This window comes from Pectobacterium sp. F1-1 (assembly GCF_025643735.1).
Classification (GTDB): domain Bacteria; phylum Pseudomonadota; class Gammaproteobacteria; order Enterobacterales; family Enterobacteriaceae; genus Pectobacterium; species Pectobacterium colocasium.
In genome coordinates this window covers 4,133,948-4,151,319 of record NZ_CP104733.1, presented here as the reverse complement: position 1 = coordinate 4,151,319, position 17,372 = coordinate 4,133,948, and the positions used below count along the sequence as shown (strand labels likewise).

General features: G+C 52.9%; 17 protein-coding genes. 9 read left to right on the top strand and 8 right to left on the bottom strand.

Annotation, left to right across the window (positions count from 1 at the left end; all coding sequences use genetic code 11):
* The 8 genes from mutL (at position 1) to NAL19_RS18500 (ending at position 8,828) form a co-directional block, all read left to right on the top strand.
* A complete protein-coding gene (gene mutL, locus NAL19_RS18535) occupies positions 1 to 2,010 on the top strand; it encodes a DNA mismatch repair endonuclease MutL (protein ID WP_263058113.1) in 2,010 nt (669 codons plus the stop codon).
* Positions 2,003 to 2,944 (top strand): tRNA (adenosine(37)-N6)-dimethylallyltransferase MiaA, encoded by a 942-nt coding sequence (gene miaA, locus NAL19_RS18530; protein WP_263058112.1) that lies wholly within the window; start codon positions 2,003 to 2,005, stop codon positions 2,942 to 2,944. Before mutL ends, miaA begins: the two co-directional genes overlap by 8 nt.
* A gap of 128 nt (positions 2,945 to 3,072) precedes the next feature.
* Positions 3,073 to 3,372, top strand: coding sequence for an RNA chaperone Hfq (hfq, locus tag NAL19_RS18525; protein WP_015841848.1), 300 nt, complete (start codon positions 3,073 to 3,075; stop codon positions 3,370 to 3,372).
* A gap of 94 nt (positions 3,373 to 3,466) precedes the next feature.
* Positions 3,467 to 4,747, top strand: coding sequence for a ribosome rescue GTPase HflX (hflX, locus tag NAL19_RS18520; RefSeq protein ID WP_225085872.1), 1,281 nt, complete (start codon positions 3,467 to 3,469; stop codon positions 4,745 to 4,747).
* Positions 4,748 to 4,843: 96 nt separating this feature from the next.
* Positions 4,844 to 6,106, top strand: a complete 1,263-nt coding sequence (hflK, locus tag NAL19_RS18515) for an FtsH protease activity modulator HflK (protein WP_225085871.1) — start codon at positions 4,844 to 4,846, stop codon at positions 6,104 to 6,106.
* 3 nt (positions 6,107 to 6,109) lie between these two features.
* Entirely contained in the window at positions 6,110 to 7,105 is a 996-nt protein-coding gene (hflC, locus tag NAL19_RS18510; RefSeq protein WP_263058111.1) for a protease modulator HflC, read from the top strand.
* 124 nt (positions 7,106 to 7,229) lie between these two features.
* Positions 7,230 to 7,430 (top strand): DUF2065 domain-containing protein, encoded by a 201-nt coding sequence (locus tag NAL19_RS18505; protein ID WP_225085869.1) that lies wholly within the window; start codon positions 7,230 to 7,232, stop codon positions 7,428 to 7,430.
* Positions 7,431 to 7,529: 99 nt separating this feature from the next.
* Entirely contained in the window at positions 7,530 to 8,828 is a 1,299-nt protein-coding gene (locus tag NAL19_RS18500; protein WP_015841843.1) for an adenylosuccinate synthase, read from the top strand.
* A 108-nt stretch (positions 8,829 to 8,936) separates the two neighbouring features.
* Here the strand turns inward: NAL19_RS18500 and mpl are convergent, their stop codons facing one another.
* Positions 8,937 to 10,313, bottom strand: coding sequence for a UDP-N-acetylmuramate:L-alanyl-gamma-D-glutamyl-meso-diaminopimelate ligase (mpl, locus tag NAL19_RS18495; protein WP_263058110.1), 1,377 nt, complete (start codon positions 10,311 to 10,313; stop codon positions 8,937 to 8,939).
* 169 nt (positions 10,314 to 10,482) lie between these two features.
* Here mpl and fbp point away from each other — a divergent pair, with 169 nt between their 5' ends.
* Complete coding sequence (fbp, locus tag NAL19_RS18490) at positions 10,483 to 11,487, top strand: class 1 fructose-bisphosphatase (RefSeq protein WP_263058109.1); 1,005 nt, start codon at positions 10,483 to 10,485, stop codon at positions 11,485 to 11,487.
* 101 nt (positions 11,488 to 11,588) lie between these two features.
* Here the strand turns inward: fbp and ruvX are convergent, their stop codons facing one another.
* From ruvX to metK, 7 genes are all read right to left on the bottom strand, one after another.
* A complete protein-coding gene (ruvX, locus tag NAL19_RS18485; RefSeq protein ID WP_225085866.1) occupies positions 11,589 to 12,008 on the bottom strand; it encodes a Holliday junction resolvase RuvX in 420 nt (139 codons plus the stop codon).
* Complete coding sequence (locus NAL19_RS18480; RefSeq protein ID WP_263058108.1) at positions 12,008 to 12,571, bottom strand: YqgE/AlgH family protein; 564 nt, start codon at positions 12,569 to 12,571, stop codon at positions 12,008 to 12,010. The genes ruvX and NAL19_RS18480 overlap by 1 nt, the downstream gene beginning before the upstream one ends.
* A gap of 83 nt (positions 12,572 to 12,654) precedes the next feature.
* Complete coding sequence (gene gshB / locus NAL19_RS18475; RefSeq protein ID WP_010285797.1) at positions 12,655 to 13,614, bottom strand: glutathione synthase; 960 nt, start codon at positions 13,612 to 13,614, stop codon at positions 12,655 to 12,657.
* Positions 13,615 to 13,625: 11 nt separating this feature from the next.
* The gene (gene rsmE, locus NAL19_RS18470) at positions 13,626 to 14,360 is read right to left on the bottom strand and encodes a 16S rRNA (uracil(1498)-N(3))-methyltransferase (RefSeq protein WP_263058107.1); all 735 of its coding nucleotides are present in this window, start codon (positions 14,358 to 14,360) and stop codon (positions 13,626 to 13,628) included.
* 114 nt (positions 14,361 to 14,474) lie between these two features.
* Complete coding sequence (endA, locus tag NAL19_RS18465) at positions 14,475 to 15,173, bottom strand: deoxyribonuclease I (RefSeq protein ID WP_225085863.1); 699 nt, start codon at positions 15,171 to 15,173, stop codon at positions 14,475 to 14,477.
* A gap of 96 nt (positions 15,174 to 15,269) precedes the next feature.
* Complete coding sequence (locus NAL19_RS18460) at positions 15,270 to 15,782, bottom strand: SprT family zinc-dependent metalloprotease (RefSeq protein ID WP_225085862.1); 513 nt, start codon at positions 15,780 to 15,782, stop codon at positions 15,270 to 15,272.
* A gap of 303 nt (positions 15,783 to 16,085) precedes the next feature.
* The gene (metK, locus tag NAL19_RS18455) at positions 16,086 to 17,237 is read right to left on the bottom strand and encodes a methionine adenosyltransferase (RefSeq protein ID WP_263058106.1); all 1,152 of its coding nucleotides are present in this window, start codon (positions 17,235 to 17,237) and stop codon (positions 16,086 to 16,088) included.
* Positions 17,238 to 17,372: the final 135 nt, after the last annotated feature.

Below are 17,372 nucleotides of genomic sequence, written 5' to 3'. Positions count from 1 at the left end.
ATGCCGATTCAGGTGTTGCCACCGCAGTTGGCTAACCAGATTGCTGCCGGAGAAGTGGTTGAACGTCCGGCTTCGGTCGTGAAGGAACTGGTGGAAAACAGTCTGGATGCAGGGGCGACCCGGATTGATATCGACATCGAGCGCGGTGGTGCGAAGCTGATCCGTATTCGTGACAACGGCTCGGGCATTGGAAAGGATGACTTAACGCTGGCGCTGGCACGCCATGCGACCAGCAAAATCTCGACGCTTGACGATCTGGAAGCGATCGTCAGCATGGGATTTCGCGGCGAAGCGCTGGCGAGTATCAGTTCTGTCTCCCGCTTAACCCTGACTTCACGCACCGCCGAACAATCCGAAGCCTGGCAGGCCTACGCCGAAGGGCGTGATATGGCCGTGACGGTCAAACCTGCCGCCCATCCTGTCGGCACTACGCTGGAAGTGCTGGATCTGTTTTATAACACGCCCGCCCGCCGTAAATTTATGCGCACCGAAAAAACCGAATTCACCCATATTGATGAGGTGGTGCGCCGCATTGCGCTGGCGCGTTTCGATGTCGCTATTACGCTGCATCATAACGGTAAGCTGATGCGGCAGTACCGTGCGGCACCGGATAAAAGCCAGCATGAACGTCGGTTAGGCAGCATTTGCGGTGCGACTTTCCTGCAACATGCGCTGGCGGTGTCATGGCAACACGGCGATCTCACCATTCATGGCTGGGTGGCCGATCCGGTTGGCGCGAAACAACTGCCTGATATGCAGTATTGCTACGTGAACCAGCGCATGATGCGCGATCGGCTCATCAATCACGCCATCCGACAGGCCTATCAGGATCAGCTTAGCGACGATCAGCAGCCCGCTTATGTTTTGTATCTGGAGATCGACCCACATCAGGTTGATGTCAACGTTCACCCCGCCAAGCATGAAGTTCGGTTCCATCAGGCTCGACTGGTGCATGACTTTATCTATCAGGCGGTGATGTCCGTTCTGCAACAGGCTTCCGCACCGGGGCTTGGTATGACGGAGCCGGAAACCGGGAAACCCGTGCAATGGCAGCAGGAAAATCGTCCCGCCGCTGGCGAAAATCACTTTGCTCAGCCGTCACGTACCGATAACGCTCCATCGTATGGCGGGAAAACGCCGCGCGTCGGCCATACCGGTCAGGCGAGAGAAACTGCTTATTCCGGCTATCAACCGGAAAATCCGTACCAGAAAAAGCAGGGCGATCTGTATAAGACGCTGTTGCAACCAGCGGATAACGCGGCAAGTTCGCCAAACCCATCTGGCGAGCGCGTTTCTGTACCGCCGAATCGCATTATGCCGCCAGATGCGGCAGTGCCGTCGACGGCATTACCCGTTTTCCCTCCACATCGCGCTACGTTAGAGACGGCAGCGAGCAATCCCAGGGCACGTACTTCGATTGAGCCGCCGCTGGAAAGTCAATCGAGTGGTTTTGGGCGAGTATTGACGGTTTATCCGCCGTGCTACGCGCTGTTGGAGTACCATAAGGGGTTGGCGATGCTGTCGCTTGCCGTTGCCGAGCGCTATCTGAAAGCGGTGCAACTGACGCCGTCGGAAGAGGGGCTGCGGGCGCAGCCGTTACTGATTCCGCAGCGCCTGACGTTGAGTAAATCTGAGCTGAGCGTGTTGTCTGCGCATCACGCTTTGCTGACGCGTTTTGGTATTGATGTACTCGTTGAGTCACAGCGTGCCACATTGCGTGCCGTACCTTTACCATTGCGCCAACAAAATTTACAAAACTTGATCTCTGAACTGATAGGCTATCTGGCCGACTATCAGACGGTTGAGACACAGCAGGTGGAACCTGGCGCCCTGGCATCGTGGATGGCAACGCGATTGCAGAGTGAGCAGGAAAGCTGGAGCCATTCTCAGGCCATACAATTACTGGCGGATGTCGAGCGGCTTTGTCCGCAGTTGGCGAAAGCGCCGCCGTCTGAACTTTTATATATGGTGGACATCGATGATGCCATCAAGGCTTTAAAGCATGAGTGATGTAGAAAACGCGCCGTTGCCGCCCGCCATTTTTATCATGGGGCCAACGGCGTCAGGAAAAACGGCACTGGCAATGGCGTTACGAGAATATTTGCCAGTAGAGTTGATTAGCGTCGATTCCGCCCTCATCTATAAAGGTATGGATATCGGGACAGCGAAGCCGAGTGCGGAAGAGCTGGCACTGGCGCCGCATCGGTTAATTGACATTCTCGACCCGGCGGAATCTTATTCTGCGGCCGATTTTCGCCGCGATGCGCTACGTGAGATGGCGGAGATTACCGCCGCCGGACGCATTCCCCTTTTAGTCGGGGGGACGATGTTGTATTTCAAGGCGCTGCTGGAGGGGCTTTCTCCTCTGCCGCCAGCCGATGCCGCAGTGCGCCAGCGCATTGAAGAGCAGGCAAAAGAAATCGGCTGGGAAGCGATGCATCGGCAGCTCAGTGAGATCGATCCGGTAGCAGCAATTCGGATTCATCCAAATGATCCGCAGAGACTCTCGCGAGCACTGGAAGTTTTTTTCGTTTCAGGTAACACTTTAACTGAACTGACAAAAACGTCTGGCGACGCGCTGCCCTATCAGGTTCATCAGTTTGCTATCGCCCCGGCGACGCGTGAATTGTTGCATCAGCGAATTGAACAGCGCTTTCACCAGATGTTGGCGGCGGGGTTTGAGACAGAAGCCCGGACATTGTTTGCCCGGCGCGACCTTCATACGGATATGCCCTCTATTCGTTGCGTTGGTTATCGCCAGATGTGGTCATATTTATCCGGTGAAATTGATTACGATGAAATGGTTTATCGGGGCATTTGTGCGACGCGTCAGTTAGCGAAGCGGCAAATGACCTGGCTACGCGGTTGGGATGATGTCTGCTGGCTGGATAGCGAAAAACCGACTGAAGCACTGCACAACGTTATACAGGTCATTAAGGCATAGGTTTGTTAGTGCATAGGTTGAGTGATTGTGTACAATCGGTGAGTCTCAGCGTGCAAGTTTTTTACACCGTTATTTTAGAACCGTAGGGTTCTTTGTTACAAACAACATACAAATAAGGAAAATATAGAATGGCTAAGGGGCAATCTTTGCAAGATCCGTTCTTGAACGCTTTGCGTCGTGAACGTGTTCCGGTTTCGATTTATTTGGTGAACGGTATTAAGCTGCAAGGTCAGATCGAATCTTTCGATCAGTTCGTGATTTTGTTGAAAAACACGGTAAGTCAGATGGTTTATAAGCACGCCATCTCTACAGTTGTTCCCTCTCGTCCTGTATCTCACCATAGCAACAATCCAGGCGGCGGCAGCAATTATCACGGTAACAACACGGCGGCTTCGCAGCAGTCGCAGGAAGCTGATGACGCCGAATAAGGCGTATTGTCAATTCACCACGGCGCGGGAGAGCTGGACGCATCGCTCGGCTCCTTCGCTGTGGTGTTTTTTGCTCGTTTGAGAGGTTACTCGCTTGTTTGACCGTTATGAATCAGGTGAACGGGCCATATTAGTTCATATTTACTTCTCGCAAGATAAAGATACGGAAGATCTGCTGGAGTTCGAATCTCTGGTTTCTTCTGCCGGTATTGAATCCTTGCAGGTGGTTACTGGTAGCCGTAAGGCGCCTCACCCCAAGTATTTTGTCGGGGAAGGCAAAGCAGAAGAAATTGCTCAGGCAGTAAAAGAAACCGGCGCGTTTGTCGTGCTGTTTGATCATGCGCTGACGCCAGCTCAGGAACGTAATCTGGAGCGTTTGTGCGAGTGTCGGGTGATCGATCGTACCGGACTGATTTTAGATATTTTTGCCCAGCGTGCGCGTACTCACGAGGGGAAATTACAGGTAGAACTGGCACAGCTGCGCCACCTTGCGACCCGATTGGTTCGCGGCTGGACGCACCTTGAGCGCCAGAAAGGCGGTATCGGTTTGCGTGGCCCAGGTGAAACCCAGCTTGAAACCGACCGCCGTTTATTGCGTAACCGTATCACTCAGATACTGTCGCGTCTTGAACGGGTAGAAAAACAGCGTGAACAGGGGCGGCGGTCGCGAGTTCGTGCAGATGTACCCACCGTTTCGTTGGTGGGCTACACCAATGCGGGTAAATCCACGCTGTTTAACAAGATTACATCGGCGGGCGTTTATGCCGCCGATCAGTTATTTGCCACACTGGATCCTACATTGCGCCGCATTGAAGTGGATGATGTCGGTGATACAGTGCTGGCGGATACCGTAGGTTTTATCCGGCAGTTGCCCCATGATTTGGTGGCTGCGTTTAAGGCTACACTACAGGAAACACGTCAGGCCTCGCTGCTGTTGCACGTTGTTGATGCTGCCGATCCTCGTCTTGACGAGAACATTGAGGCGGTTAATGACGTACTGACGGAAATCGAGGCGGATGAAATACCTGCGCTGTTGGTAATGAACAAGATTGATATGCTGGATGATTTCGTTCCGCGTATCGATCGCAACGAAGAGAATTTACCGGTACGGGTCTGGCTTTCAGCACAGACCGGCGACGGTATTCCGTTGCTATTTCAGGCATTGACTGAGCGGCTTTCCGGGGAAATCGCACAATATACCTTGCATCTTCCCCCGCAGGCAGGACGCTTGCGTAGTCGTTTTTACCAGCTTCAGGCAATAGAAAAAGAATGGATTGAAGAGGATGGGCAAATTGGTTTGGTTATTCGTATGCCGATTGCTGACTGGCGCCGCCTCTGCAAAAAAGAGCAGGAACTGATGGACTATATTGTCTGATTTGACTGGCAGAAACAGTCTGAGCGGTGAAATAGTCTGACGGACTCTGGGATATTGAACCTGAAGAACACCTATCATAAAGAATGGAGCTAAAACATGGCGTGGAATCAGCCCGGTAATAACGGACAAGACCGCGACCCGTGGGGGAGCAGCAGCAATAATGGCGGCAACTCTGGCGGAAATAACAATAAAGGTGGCCGAGATCAGGGGCCGCCGGATCTGGACGACATCTTCCGTAAGCTGAGCAAAAAACTCAGCGATCTGGGTGGCGGAAAAGGTTCTGGCTCAAGCAACAGCGGAAATTCTGGCGGCCCAGCACTGGGTGGCCGGATCGTCGGTATCGCTGCCGTCGCTGCGGTTGTCATCTGGGCTGCTACGGGTTTCTATACCATTAAAGAAGCGGAACGCGGTGTCGTTACGCGCTTTGGTAAATTCAGCCATTTGGTGGGGCCAGGTCTTAACTGGAAACCGACCTTCATTGACTCTGTTCGCGCCGTGAACGTCGAGTCGGTGCGTGAACTGGCGACGTCGGGCGTGATGTTGACGTCAGACGAAAACGTCGTGCGCGTTGAAATGAACGTGCAATATCGTGTCACGCAGCCAGAACAATATCTGTTCAGCGTAACCAATGCGGATGACAGCCTGCGTCAGGCAACTGACAGCGCGCTGCGCGGCGTGATTGGTAAGTACACGATGGACAAAATTTTGACGGAAGGCCGTACCATTGTGCGTACGGATACCCAGCGCGTACTGGAAGAAACCGTTCGTCCGTACAACATGGGGATCACGCTGCTGGACGTCAACTTCCAGACCGCGCGTCCGCCGGAAGAAGTGAAGGCCGCGTTTGACGATGCGATTGCCGCTCGTGAAAACGAACAGCAATACATTCGTGAAGCGGAAGCGTACGCGAACGAAGTGCAGCCGCGTGCTAATGGTCAGGCTCAGCGTATTCTCGAAGAGTCTCGCGCTTATAAAACCCGTACCGTTCTGGAAGCACAGGGTGAAGTTGCTCGCTTTGCTCGCGTCTTACCGGAATATAAAGCTGCACCGGAAATTACCCGTGAGCGTCTGTATATCGAAACGATGGAACGCGTGCTGAGTCATACCCGCAAAGTGCTGGTCAATGACAAGGGCGGCAACCTGATGGTTCTGCCGCTGGATCAGATGCTGCGTGGACAAAGTGCTGACAATACGCAAAGCAACAGCAGTAACACCAGCGCTAGCCCACTGCGTCTGCCCACTGGCAACAGCGGGGCGGCGAATAGCAACCAGACGCGCAGCAGCAACAATGGAAATATCATGGATCAGCGCAGAGCAAATGCGCAGCGTGATGACTTCACTCGAGTAGGGAGAGAATAATCGATGCGTAAGCCCTTACTATTTATCCTGATCCTGGTACTGATGGTGGTCTATGCGTCACTGTTTGTGGTGCAGGAAGGCCAGCGCGGCATTGTGATGCGTTTTGGCAAAGTATTGCGTGATGACGAGAACAAGCCGCTGATTTATGCACCGGGATTGCAGTTCAAGATTCCGTTTATCGACTCAGTGAAAATGCTGGACGCGCGTATCCAGACGATGGAAAACCAGGCTGACCGCTTTATCACTAAAGAGCAGAAAGACCTGATTGTCGATTCCTACCTGAAATGGCGTATCAGCGATTTCAGCCGTTACTACCTGGCAACGGGCGGTGGCGACATCTCTCAGGCTGAAGTGCTGCTGAAACGTAAGTTCAGTGACCGTCTGCGTTCTGAGATTGGTCGTCTGGATGTGAAAGGGATTGTTACCGACTCGCGTGGTCAACTGATGTCTGACGTGCGTGAAGCGCTGAATACCGGCACCGGTGAAACCACCGAAGCCGATAATGCGATTGCTTCTGCGGCGGCGCGCGTTGAGAAAGAGACGACAGGTAACGAATCTCACATTAACCCTAACAGTATGGCTGCGCTGGGTATTCAGGTTATTGATGTGCGAATTAAGCAAATCAACCTGCCAACTGAAGTGTCTGACGCGATTTACCAACGTATGCGTGCAGAGCGTGAAGCGGTCGCGCGTCGCCACCGTTCACAGGGTCAGGAAGAAGCTGAAAAGCTGAAAGCGGCAGCAGACTATGAAGTCACCCGTACGCTGGCTGAAGCTGAGCGTCAGGGGCGTATCACCCGTGGTGAAGGGGATGCCGAAGCGGCGAAACTGTTTGCTAATGCATTCAGTGAAGATCCTGACTTCTACGCTTTCGTTCGTAGCCTGCGCGCGTATGAAAGCAGTTTCAGTAATAATCAGGACGTGATGGTTCTCAGCCCGGATAGCGACTTCTTCCGCTACATGAAGTCACCGGATAGCAGTATGGCACCACGCCGCTGATCGTCATTCACTGACGTCTTTCATCAAGCCCGGGTTCTTTCTCGGGCTTTTTTTTGCCATTTTCTGGCAGAGATATTCAAGGGTTTGCTCCTGCACGAATCGGATGCGGGGAAAAGAGGTTGTTATGAATTCAACGATTTGGCTGGCGCTTGGTCTGGTTTTGGTGCTTGAAGGGCTTGGGCCGTTGCTGTTTCCCCGTCTCTGGCGGCGTATGATTTTGGGTATCGCACAGTTGCCGGATAATGTTTTGCGCCGTTTTGGCGGTGGAATAGTTGTTGCTGGGTGCGTGATCTACTACATGTTGCGTAGCCGCATGGGGGGCTAAAATTAAGCGGAAAAATGTGCGCAATCGTGTGCTAAAAGTACTGAAAGCATCCAAATGAGATGTTAGAATCCTTTTTTAAGCAACCTGGTGATTCTTGAAATGGGTAAGAACGTCGTCGTACTGGGCACCCAATGGGGTGACGAAGGTAAAGGCAAGGTCGTTGACCTGCTGACTGAACGGGCTAAATATGTTGTGCGCTATCAGGGTGGACACAACGCTGGCCACACGCTGGTTATCAACGGTGAAAAAACCGTCCTTCATTTAATTCCTTCTGGCATTCTGCGTGAAAATGTTGTCAGCATCATCGGTAACGGTGTTGTGCTGGCGCCTGACGCACTGATGAAAGAAATGACGGAGCTTGAAGCGCGTGGCGTCCCGGTACGCGAACGTCTGCTGCTTTCTGAAGCTTGTCCGTTAATCCTGCCTTATCACGTCGCGCTGGATAACGCCCGTGAGAAAGCGCGTGGTGCGAAAGCAATTGGTACGACTGGCCGTGGTATCGGTCCTGCGTATGAAGATAAAGTTGCTCGCCGTGGTTTGCGCGTTGGCGATCTGTTTGATAAAGAAACCTTTGCCGTCAAACTGAAAGAGATCGTCGAATACCATAACTTCCAGTTGGTTAACTACTACAAAGCCGATGCGGTCGACTACCAGAAAGTGCTGGACGATGTGCTGGCGATTGCTGACATCCTGACTGCGATGGTGGTTGATGTTTCCGATCTGCTGTACAAAGCGCACCTGCGTGGCGATTTCGTTATGTTTGAAGGCGCACAGGGTACGCTGCTGGATATCGACCACGGTACTTATCCGTACGTGACTTCCTCAAATACCACTGCGGGTGGCGTTGCTACCGGTTCTGGTCTGGGTCCACGCTATGTAGACTACGTACTGGGTATCGTTAAAGCTTATTCTACTCGTGTAGGTGCCGGTCCATTCCCGACTGAACTGTTTGAAGAAGTCGGTGAGCACCTGTCTCAGAAAGGCAACGAGTTTGGCGCGACAACAGGTCGCCGTCGTCGTACTGGCTGGCTGGATGCCGTTGCCGTGCGTCGTGCAGTGCAGATCAACTCGCTGTCTGGCTTCTGCCTGACCAAGCTGGATGTTCTGGACGGTCTGAAAGAGATTAAAATCTGCGTAGGCTATCGTTTACCGAATGGCACCGAAGTGGATACCACTCCGCTGGCTGCTGAAGGCTGGGAAGGTCTTGAGCCGATTTACGAAACGATGCCAGGCTGGTCTGAAAGCACGTTTGGTGTGAAAGATCACAGCAAGCTGCCGCAGGCTGCTCTGAACTACATCAAACGTATCGAAGAAGTCACCGGTGTGCCGATTGATATTATTTCTACCGGCCCGGATCGTAGCGAAACGATGGTGTTGCGCGATCCGTTCGACGCTTGATCTCGTCCCCTCAACGGGTGATGCGAAGATGAAAAAGGACGGGATTCCCGTCCTTTTTGCTATCTGTCAGTTAACCGTCGTCGTGTGAATAACGACGGCTTCTATCTGTTATTCCCGAGCGTTTTCCGCTTTCTTCTTCAGCCCATCTAATAGCTTATTGTGGATGTTGCTGAATCCGCCGTTACTCATCACCAGAATGTGGTCGCCAGGCTGTGCGGTCTTGACGATGTTGTCTACCAACGTGTCAATATCCGCGCTCCAGTGCGCAGGCTGTACGCATGCTTCCGCGACTTCTACGACCTGCCACGGAATATGTGCTGGCTGGAAGAGGAACACTTCATCTGCACGGCCTAATGACGGTGCCAGCTCGTTTTTACACATCCCCAATTTCATGGTGTTGGAACGGGGTTCAAGCACGGCCAAAATACGCGCCGTGCCGCCAACCTTGCTGCGTAGCGCCGACAGCGTCGCCAGAATCGCGGTAGGGTGGTGTGCAAAGTCGTCATAAACTGCGACGCCATGCGCCGTACCGCGTAATTCCAAACGGCGACGCGCGTTGATAAATCCACCCAGCGCACGGCAGGCATCTGCGGGTAGCACGCCGACGTGGTGTGCTGCCGCAATGGCCATCAGCCCGTTGTACATGTTGTGTTCACCCACCAGCTTCCAGTGGACTTCACCGACGAGTTCATTGTTCAGGTAAACCTGATATTGGCTGGCATCGATCGACACTTTCTGTGCCCGCCATGTGCCTTCTTCGCCAACCAGTTCCTGCTCGCTCCAGCATCCCATTCCCATCACCTGTTTGAGGTTAAGGTCGTTGGTTGGCAGGATGATCTTTCCGCTGCCGGGTACCAGCCGTACAAGATGGTGGAACTGTTTTTGAATGGCTTTCAGATCGTCGAAGATATCGGCGTGATCGAACTCAAGGTTGTTGAGTACCAGCGTTCTGGGGCAGTAATGTACGAATTTGGAACGCTTGTCGAAGAACGCACAGTCATATTCATCGGCTTCGAGCACCATGAACGGGCTGTCGCCCAACCGTGCGGAAACGGTGAAGTTGCCGGGAACGCCACCGATCACAAAACCGGGTTGGTAGCCGCAATCTTCCAGAATCCAGGTGACCATTCCCGCCGTCGTGGTTTTGCCGTGTGTACCCGCAACGGCAATCACCCAGCGATCGCGTAATACATGATCGTGCAGCCACTGTGGACCGGAAACATAGGGTAATCCCTGTTCCAGTACGGCTTCAACGCATGGGTTTCCCCGCGTCATCGCATTACCGATGATGACTAAATCAGGGGCGGGAGTAAGCTGTGCCGGATCGTAGCCCTGAATCAGCGTGATTCCTTGCTCTTCAAGTAAGGTACTCATGGGGGGATAAACATTCGCATCTGAGCCTGTGACGTCATGCCCCAGCGAACGAGCAAGCAGGGCAAGGCCACCCATAAAGGTGCCGCAGATACCTAAAATATGAATACGCATACATTTTCCATCTTCACAGTGAGTCTGCGTCACATTCTAACGCTATGAATCCGCCATAAGAAATGGATTTGACTAGGTACTCACTTTCTCTTTGGGCTACACTGCATGCGCAAACGTTGGCGGTGCAGAAATGAAACCGCTTTTCATCCGTAGATTCTGGAATAGTGTTATGAAAACGTTAGGCGAATTTATCGTCGAAAAACAGCACGATTTCTCTCACGCCACAGGTGAGCTTACCGCGCTGCTGTCTGCTATTAAACTGGGTGCCAAGATTATTCACCGTGATATCAATAAAGCGGGTCTGGTTGATATCCTGGGTGCCAGCGGCATTTCTAATGTTCAGGGCGAAGTGCAGATGAAGCTCGATCTGTATGCCAATGAGAAACTGAAAGCGGCATTAAAAGCGCGTGGTGAAGTGGCAGGTATTGCCTCCGAAGAAGAAGACGAAATTGTTATCTTTGAAGGTGATAAGGCGGAAAATGCCAAGTATGTGGTTCTGATGGATCCGCTGGACGGCTCATCGAATATTGATGTGAACGTCTCCGTCGGTACGATTTTCTCTATTTATCGCCGTATTACGCCGCTGGGAACGTCAGTCACGGAAGCTGACTTCTTACAGCCGGGTAGTGAGCAGGTTGCTGCGGGTTACATTGTTTACGGTTCTTCCACCATGCTGGTGTACACCACGGGTCACGGCGTGCACGCCTTTACCTACGATCCGTCGCTCGGTGTATTCTGTCTCTCGCATGAAAAAGTTTGCTTCCCGGAAAAAGGGAATATGTATTCCATCAACGAAGGGAACTACATCAAGTTTCCTGTCGGCGTGAAGAAATACATCAAATACTGTCAGGAGCAGGATGAAGAAACGCAGCGTCCTTATACGTCGCGTTATATCGGCTCACTGGTGGCGGATTTCCACCGCAATCTGCTGAAAGGCGGAATCTACCTGTATCCGAGCACGGCGAGCTACCCGAAAGGCAAACTGCGTTTGCTGTACGAATGCAACCCGATGGCGTTTTTGGCGGAGCAGGCGGGCGGTAAGGCCAGTGACGGTAAAAACCGTATTCTGGATATTACGCCGGAGAAACTGCACCAGCGCTCACCGTTCTTCGTCGGGACGGAATCAATGGTGAATGACGTTGAACGCTTTATCCGTGAATTCCCAGACGCTTAATTAGCGCTTTCCCGTGTTGTCGGGCTTTCTGCCAACGCGGGGTGACTTTATGGCGTGCTGTCCAGTACGCCATCCTTGTGGTTCATCGTAACCCGCCTTTTTTAGTGTTGTGCCTCGAACCAGCTTTCCAGAATAATCACCGCAGAGGCCGCGTCTACACTCCCTTTATCCAGTGCTCTAAAGCCGCCACGTTCAAAGAGATCCGCGCGCGCTTCTACGGTACTCAAGCGTTCATCGTGTAACTCAATCGCGACGCCAAAACGGCCATGCAGTCGGTTTGCGAACTTTCGCGCCCGTGCCGTCAACGGCTGTTCGGTGCCATCCATGTTGAGCGGTAAGCCGACGACGACCAGATCGGGTTGCCATTCTGACAACAGCTTCTCCACTTTTTGCCAGTCTGGGATGCCTTCCTGCGCTTTGAATGAGGTCAGTGGGCGTGCTGTACCGGTAATCTCCTGACCGATGGCGACACCGATGCTTTTTGTCCCAAAATCAAAGGCAAGGATGGTTCTGCTGTTCATCAAGCATGTCCCGCTTCGGTGGAGATATTATGAATATCGATGCCCAGCTTTCTGGCCGCCGCCCGCCAACGTTCTGCAATCGGCGTGTGGAACAGAATGTCTTTATCGGCCGGCGTGGTCAGCCAGGCGTTCTCCAGCAGCTCTTCTTCCAACTGGCCGTTCTCCCAGGCGGAATAGCCTAAGGCGACCAGCGTATTTTTCGGCTGGCTAGGTGTCCCCAACGTTTCCAGCACGTCTTTTGACGTGGTGATCATGGTGTCTTCAGAAATACTGATGCTGGAGCCAAAGCCGGGGCAGGGCGTGTGCAGGATAAAACCCCGATCGTCCGCCAGCGGGCCGCCCATGAAGACGGGTTTATCCAATCGAATGGCAGGATCGCGCGGTGTCGGATCTATTTTTAGCTTGTTCAGCACATTTTCCACGGAAAACTGATCCATCGGTTTATTGATGATCAGCCCCATGGCTCCGTCTTCATTATGTTCGCAGATATAGACCACCGAACGTTTAAATACAGAGTCCTGTAGTGCTGGCATAGCAATGAGGAAGTGATGCTGTAAATTCATTGTGTATTTTTATCGATATCCGTCAGCGTTGGAGAAACGGCCCGTATTGCGCGGGCCGGGTGGCGTGTCAGGTGTCTCTGGTCTTAGCGAGTACGTGCAGCCAGACGTTTTTCAATGGCGTCCATCAGCATGCCAGTGATGGAAACATCTGGGTAAGCCGCTTCGATTTCACGCACGCAGGTTGGGCTGGTGACGTTAATTTCTGTCAGGCGGTCGCCGATAATATCCAAACCGACGAAAATCAGGCCTTTGGCTTTTAGCGTCGGAGCGACGTCACGGGCAATTTTCCAGTCGCTTTCTGTCAGCGGACGCGCTTCGCCGCGCCCACCGGCTGCCAGATTGCCGCGTGTCTCACCGCTTTTCGGGATACGTGCCAGGCAGTAAGGCACGGGTTCGCCATCAACCACCAGTACGCGTTTGTCGCCATCTTTAATTGCCGGCAGATAGTTTTGCGCCATGCAGTAGCGGGTTGCGTGTTCGGTCAGCGTCTCGATGATCACGGAGACGTTGGCGTCGTCCTGCTTCAAACGGAAAATAGACGCACCACCCATGCCGTCCAGCGGCTTGAGAATGACGTCACCGTGTTTTTCATGGAACTGACGCAGCTTATCGGCACGACGTGTGACGAGCGTATCGGGAGTCAGGTGCGGGAACCAGGCGGTGAACAGCTTCTCATTGCAATCACGCAGGCTTTGCGGTTTGTTGACTATCAGCGTGCCTTTCTCTTCTGCGCGTTCCAGAATATAGGTGGCGTAGATGAACTCCGTATCGAACGGTGGATCTTTACGCATCAGCACCACATCCAGCTCTTCCAACGCAATGTCCTGCTCGCCGGAGAAATCGTACCAGCCGTCGTAATCGTACTGGACGCTCAGGCGACGCGTTGTCGCACGGGCGACGCCTGCGTGCATGTAGAGATCGTTCATCTCCATGTAATGCAGTTCCCAACCACGGCGCTGTGCTTCCAGCAGCATGGCAAAGCTGGTGTCTTTCTTGATATTGATGGTGTCAATCGGGTCCATCACGATACCGAGTTTGATCATTCTTTTCTCCTTTACCCCAAATCGCCGAAACGTACCTGTAAGGCGGTCATGGCGGTGAGTGCAGTGGTTTCTGTGCGCAAGACGCGTGGCCCCAACAGGATATCAGTGAATCCGTGTTCTGAGGTCATGGTAATTTCATCGGCGGTGAGCCCGCCTTCTGGTCCTATTAGCAATCTGACCCGTTCTACCGGCAGCGGCAGTGTATTGATGCTTTGTGTGGCGCGTGGGTGCAGATTTAATTTCAACGCGTTGTCTTGTTCCGCACACCAGGCTTCCAGCGTCATCGCTGGCCGCACCAGCGGCACACAGTTGCGGCCAGATTGTTCACAGGCGGCAACCGCAATTTTCTGCCACTGGCTAATTTTTTTCTCCATACGCTCGGCATCCAGCTTTACGCCACAGCGTTCGGAAAGCAGTGGGGTAATCACATTGACGCCCAGCTCGATAGATTTCTGGATAGTAAACTCCATCTTTTCGCCGCGTGACATCACCTGTCCCAGATGTAAATGTAGGGGCGATTCTTTATTTTCCAACTTACCTGCTGTGAAGCGAACGCGCACACTCTTTTTGCTGGCCGCGATGATTTCTGCATCAAAGACATGATTGCTGCCATCAAACAACTGCAACGCCTGTCCCGTATTCATGCGTAACACGCGACCAACGTGATTGGCGGCATCGTCGCTCAGTTCGGCTTCACCGCCGTGTAGGGGGAGCGTCTCGGGATGAAAAATGCGTGGTACTCGCATGCGGATTCAGACCTTTGAATAAAAGAGAAGCGAATGAACGCCAGAAACAGGCAACACCACCGTTATCTGACGGCGGTGTTGCTGGAAACAGATTCGCTATAGTAGGTAGACGAACTAGCGCTGGCAAGCTTGTTGAACGTAGGGGTTCGGGTTTCCCTGTTTTGCGGCGATGCGCTGATTGCGGGTACATTCCCACGGTGTGACCGGGTACTGCTTATCCCAGGCTTCGAACAGCTGAGTTTGCTGACTGGACAAGCGTAACTGATAGCGATCGCGCATGTAGAAATAGGTACGGGCGATCTGGCCGCGAGCGCGAGCAGGTGGCTCTGCCAGATTGTTTTTAAAATCGATCTTCATCTCGCATTGGCCGTACTGGGATGTACCACCGTTCCACTGCCCATACATCGCATTGCCGCGATCGCCGTTTACCTCGCCGATAGCCGGTTGCAGGTTATGCAAATCGGTTTCCATCTCACGGTAGACGGGGTCGCTGCTACAGTTCTTTCTGCCGCCATCCTGCCAGCACTGACGCTGGTGGCCGAACTGCCAGGCAGGCACAACGTGTTCCCATTCGATACGGCTGGCACGCTGTTCATTTTTTCTGACCTGATAGCCGCAGGATTCAAGGTCGGGAGTGCCTTTCTTGCCTTGCCATGTAATTTTGCAGCCGCAGTAAAACGAACCCGGCGCATCCCGGTTGATTTCGACTGCGGCGGCTTTTGCCTGCGAAAAATTATTGATGTTCTGACCTAACGCGGTGGCCGAAAACAGCGCCGCGCCAACGGCGGAGATAGCGAGAATTTTGCGTAGCATATTCCAAATAATCCACAGGCTGTAAAGCTGGCAGACTACCGGATGTCTCGTCGGCAGGCAAATGCAAAAGCAGTTTTTAAAACTGGAAATTCCCTTTTAAATAGAACTTTTTACATCATGACGTAAGGTTTTCCCGCAACGACGGCAGCGATATTCTGTTTCGCCGCGCAGCACCCGATTGTGTCGGCGGATCGTCAGTTCATGCCGTTGGCAATCGCACAGGTACGTGAAGGTTTGCCCCTGCACGGATTGCACTGCAAACCGATGCGTGCGTTTTGCCGGAACATGCAGGACGCTTTCCATCATCCAGCGCCATTCTTTGCCATGTGGCGCGACACGGCCAAAGCGCGCGTAGACCAGAAGATGAGCCAGTTCATGAGGAACCACCTCATCGATAAAAGCCTGCTGATTTTCCTGCAACAAGACAGGATTCAGCCGAATTTCCCAGTGTTGCAGCCAGGCCGTTCCTGCCGTGGCGCCACGTTGCTGGTAATTTACCGTGGGTTCGGTGTAGTCCGTTTGCAACGCGAGATTAGCCTGCTGCAATTTATCACGCAGACAGCGCATCACAGCCTGATGGCTGGCAATGGGGATTCGGGGTGTATTCATATTCGGTGAGGATAAAGTGAGTAGCAGGGAGACGCAATAGGTGACGCGGAGGGAAATCATAATGAAAAACGGCGAATGAGAATTCGCCGTTTCAGACAGTTGACAAACCTATTTGTCGAACGAAAACGAGAGTAACGGAATAGAAGAGTAAAGCGTTTGCGCCAGGGATGGCGCAAGCCGAGCGCACAGGGACGTGTTTACAGCGTCTTTACGATCTATCCGTTGCTCTCGCTCTACGGACTTTATCAGTAACCTCAAACAGCGAATCTTCATTCGCTGTTTGGTCTTTATTGCATCGCCGGATTATAGACCCGCGGCCTCGCGCAGCTGTGCGGCTTTGTCTGTTTTTTCCCACGGGAAATGTTCACGGCCAAAGTGACCATAGGCTGCCGTTTCCTGATAAATCGGGTGCAGCAGGTCTAGCATCTGAATTAAGCCGTAAGGACGCAGATCGAAGAATTCGCGTACCAGCAGCGTCAGTTGCTCGGTAGACACTTTCTCTGTGCCGAAGGTTTCGATCATGATAGAGGTCGGTTCTGCTACGCCGATAGCGTAGGACACCTGAATTTCGCAGCGATCGGCCAGGCCAGCCGCAACGATATTCTTGGCAACATAGCGCGCGGCATAGGCTGCAGAACGGTCTACTTTAGACGGATCCTTACCGGAGAATGCCCCGCCGCCGTGACGCGCCGCGCCACCGTAGGTATCAACGATGATTTTACGACCGGTCAGGCCGCAGTCACCCATCGGGCCGCCGATAACAAAGCGTCCGGTCGGGTTGATGAAATATTTGGTATGGGCAGACAGCCATTCGGCAGGCAGAACCGGTTTGATGATCTCTTCCATCACCGCTTCATGCAGATCTTTTTGGCTGATGTCTTCCGAATGCTGGGTAGACAGTACCACGGCATCGATGCCGGCAATCTTGCCATCGTCGTACAGGAACGTAACCTGGCTTTTCGCATCCGGGCGCAGCCACGGCAGAGTGCCACTCTTACGGACTTCTGACTGACGCTGAACCAGACGGTGCGCGTAAGTCACTGGGGCTGGCATCAGCACGTCGGTTTCATTGGTCGCGTAGCCGAACATCAAACCCTGATCGCCCGCGCCTTGCTCCAGCGGATCGATGCGGTCAACGCCCTGATTGATGTCTGGAGATTGCTTACCAATCGCGCTCAGTACGGCGCAAGAGTTGGCATCAAAACCCATTTCGGAATTGACATAACCGATATCACGCACGGTACGACGGGTAATTTCTTCGATATCGACCCAGGCGCTGGTGGTGATTTCTCCACCGACTAACACCATTCCGGTCTTTACATAAGTCTCACAAGCGACACGCGCTTTTGGGTCTTGCTCCAGAATGGCGTCGAGAACCGCATCAGAAATCTGGTCAGCAATTTTATCAGGATGTCCTTCAGAGACTGACTCGGACGTAAAAAGGTGTTTAGCCATGAGTTTCTTTACCTTCAAATCAAAGCCGTTAAGCAGTGTATCAGTTAATCGGTATAGACGGATTAACATCTGGATGGCTATTCTAGGTCACCTTTTAGTCTCAGTGCCAGTAGTTTTTCGCATTAGCATGCCATC

Coding starts and splice junctions, on each gene's coding strand:
- mutL (WP_263058113.1), top strand. CDS start 1: ATGCCGATTCAGGTGTTGCCACCGCAGTTGGCTAACCAGATTGCTGCC.
- miaA (WP_263058112.1), top strand. CDS start 2,003: ATGAGTGATGTAGAAAACGCGCCGTTGCCGCCCGCCATTTTTATCATG.
- hfq (WP_015841848.1), top strand. CDS start 3,073: ATGGCTAAGGGGCAATCTTTGCAAGATCCGTTCTTGAACGCTTTGCGT.
- hflK (WP_225085871.1), top strand. CDS start 4,844: ATGGCGTGGAATCAGCCCGGTAATAACGGACAAGACCGCGACCCGTGG.
- hflC (WP_263058111.1), top strand. CDS start 6,110: ATGCGTAAGCCCTTACTATTTATCCTGATCCTGGTACTGATGGTGGTC.
- NAL19_RS18505 (WP_225085869.1), top strand. CDS start 7,230: ATGAATTCAACGATTTGGCTGGCGCTTGGTCTGGTTTTGGTGCTTGAA.
- NAL19_RS18500 (WP_015841843.1), top strand. CDS start 7,530: ATGGGTAAGAACGTCGTCGTACTGGGCACCCAATGGGGTGACGAAGGT.
- mpl (WP_263058110.1), bottom strand. CDS start 10,313: ATGCGTATTCATATTTTAGGTATCTGCGGCACCTTTATGGGTGGCCTT.
- fbp (WP_263058109.1), top strand. CDS start 10,483: ATGAAAACGTTAGGCGAATTTATCGTCGAAAAACAGCACGATTTCTCT.
- ruvX (WP_225085866.1), bottom strand. CDS start 12,008: ATGAACAGCAGAACCATCCTTGCCTTTGATTTTGGGACAAAAAGCATC.
- NAL19_RS18480 (WP_263058108.1), bottom strand. CDS start 12,571: ATGAATTTACAGCATCACTTCCTCATTGCTATGCCAGCACTACAGGAC.
- gshB (WP_010285797.1), bottom strand. CDS start 13,614: ATGATCAAACTCGGTATCGTGATGGACCCGATTGACACCATCAATATC.
- rsmE (WP_263058107.1), bottom strand. CDS start 14,360: ATGCGAGTACCACGCATTTTTCATCCCGAGACGCTCCCCCTACACGGC.
- endA (WP_225085863.1), bottom strand. CDS start 15,173: ATGCTACGCAAAATTCTCGCTATCTCCGCCGTTGGCGCGGCGCTGTTT.
- NAL19_RS18460 (WP_225085862.1), bottom strand. CDS start 15,782: ATGAATACACCCCGAATCCCCATTGCCAGCCATCAGGCTGTGATGCGC.
- metK (WP_263058106.1), bottom strand. CDS start 17,237: ATGGCTAAACACCTTTTTACGTCCGAGTCAGTCTCTGAAGGACATCCT.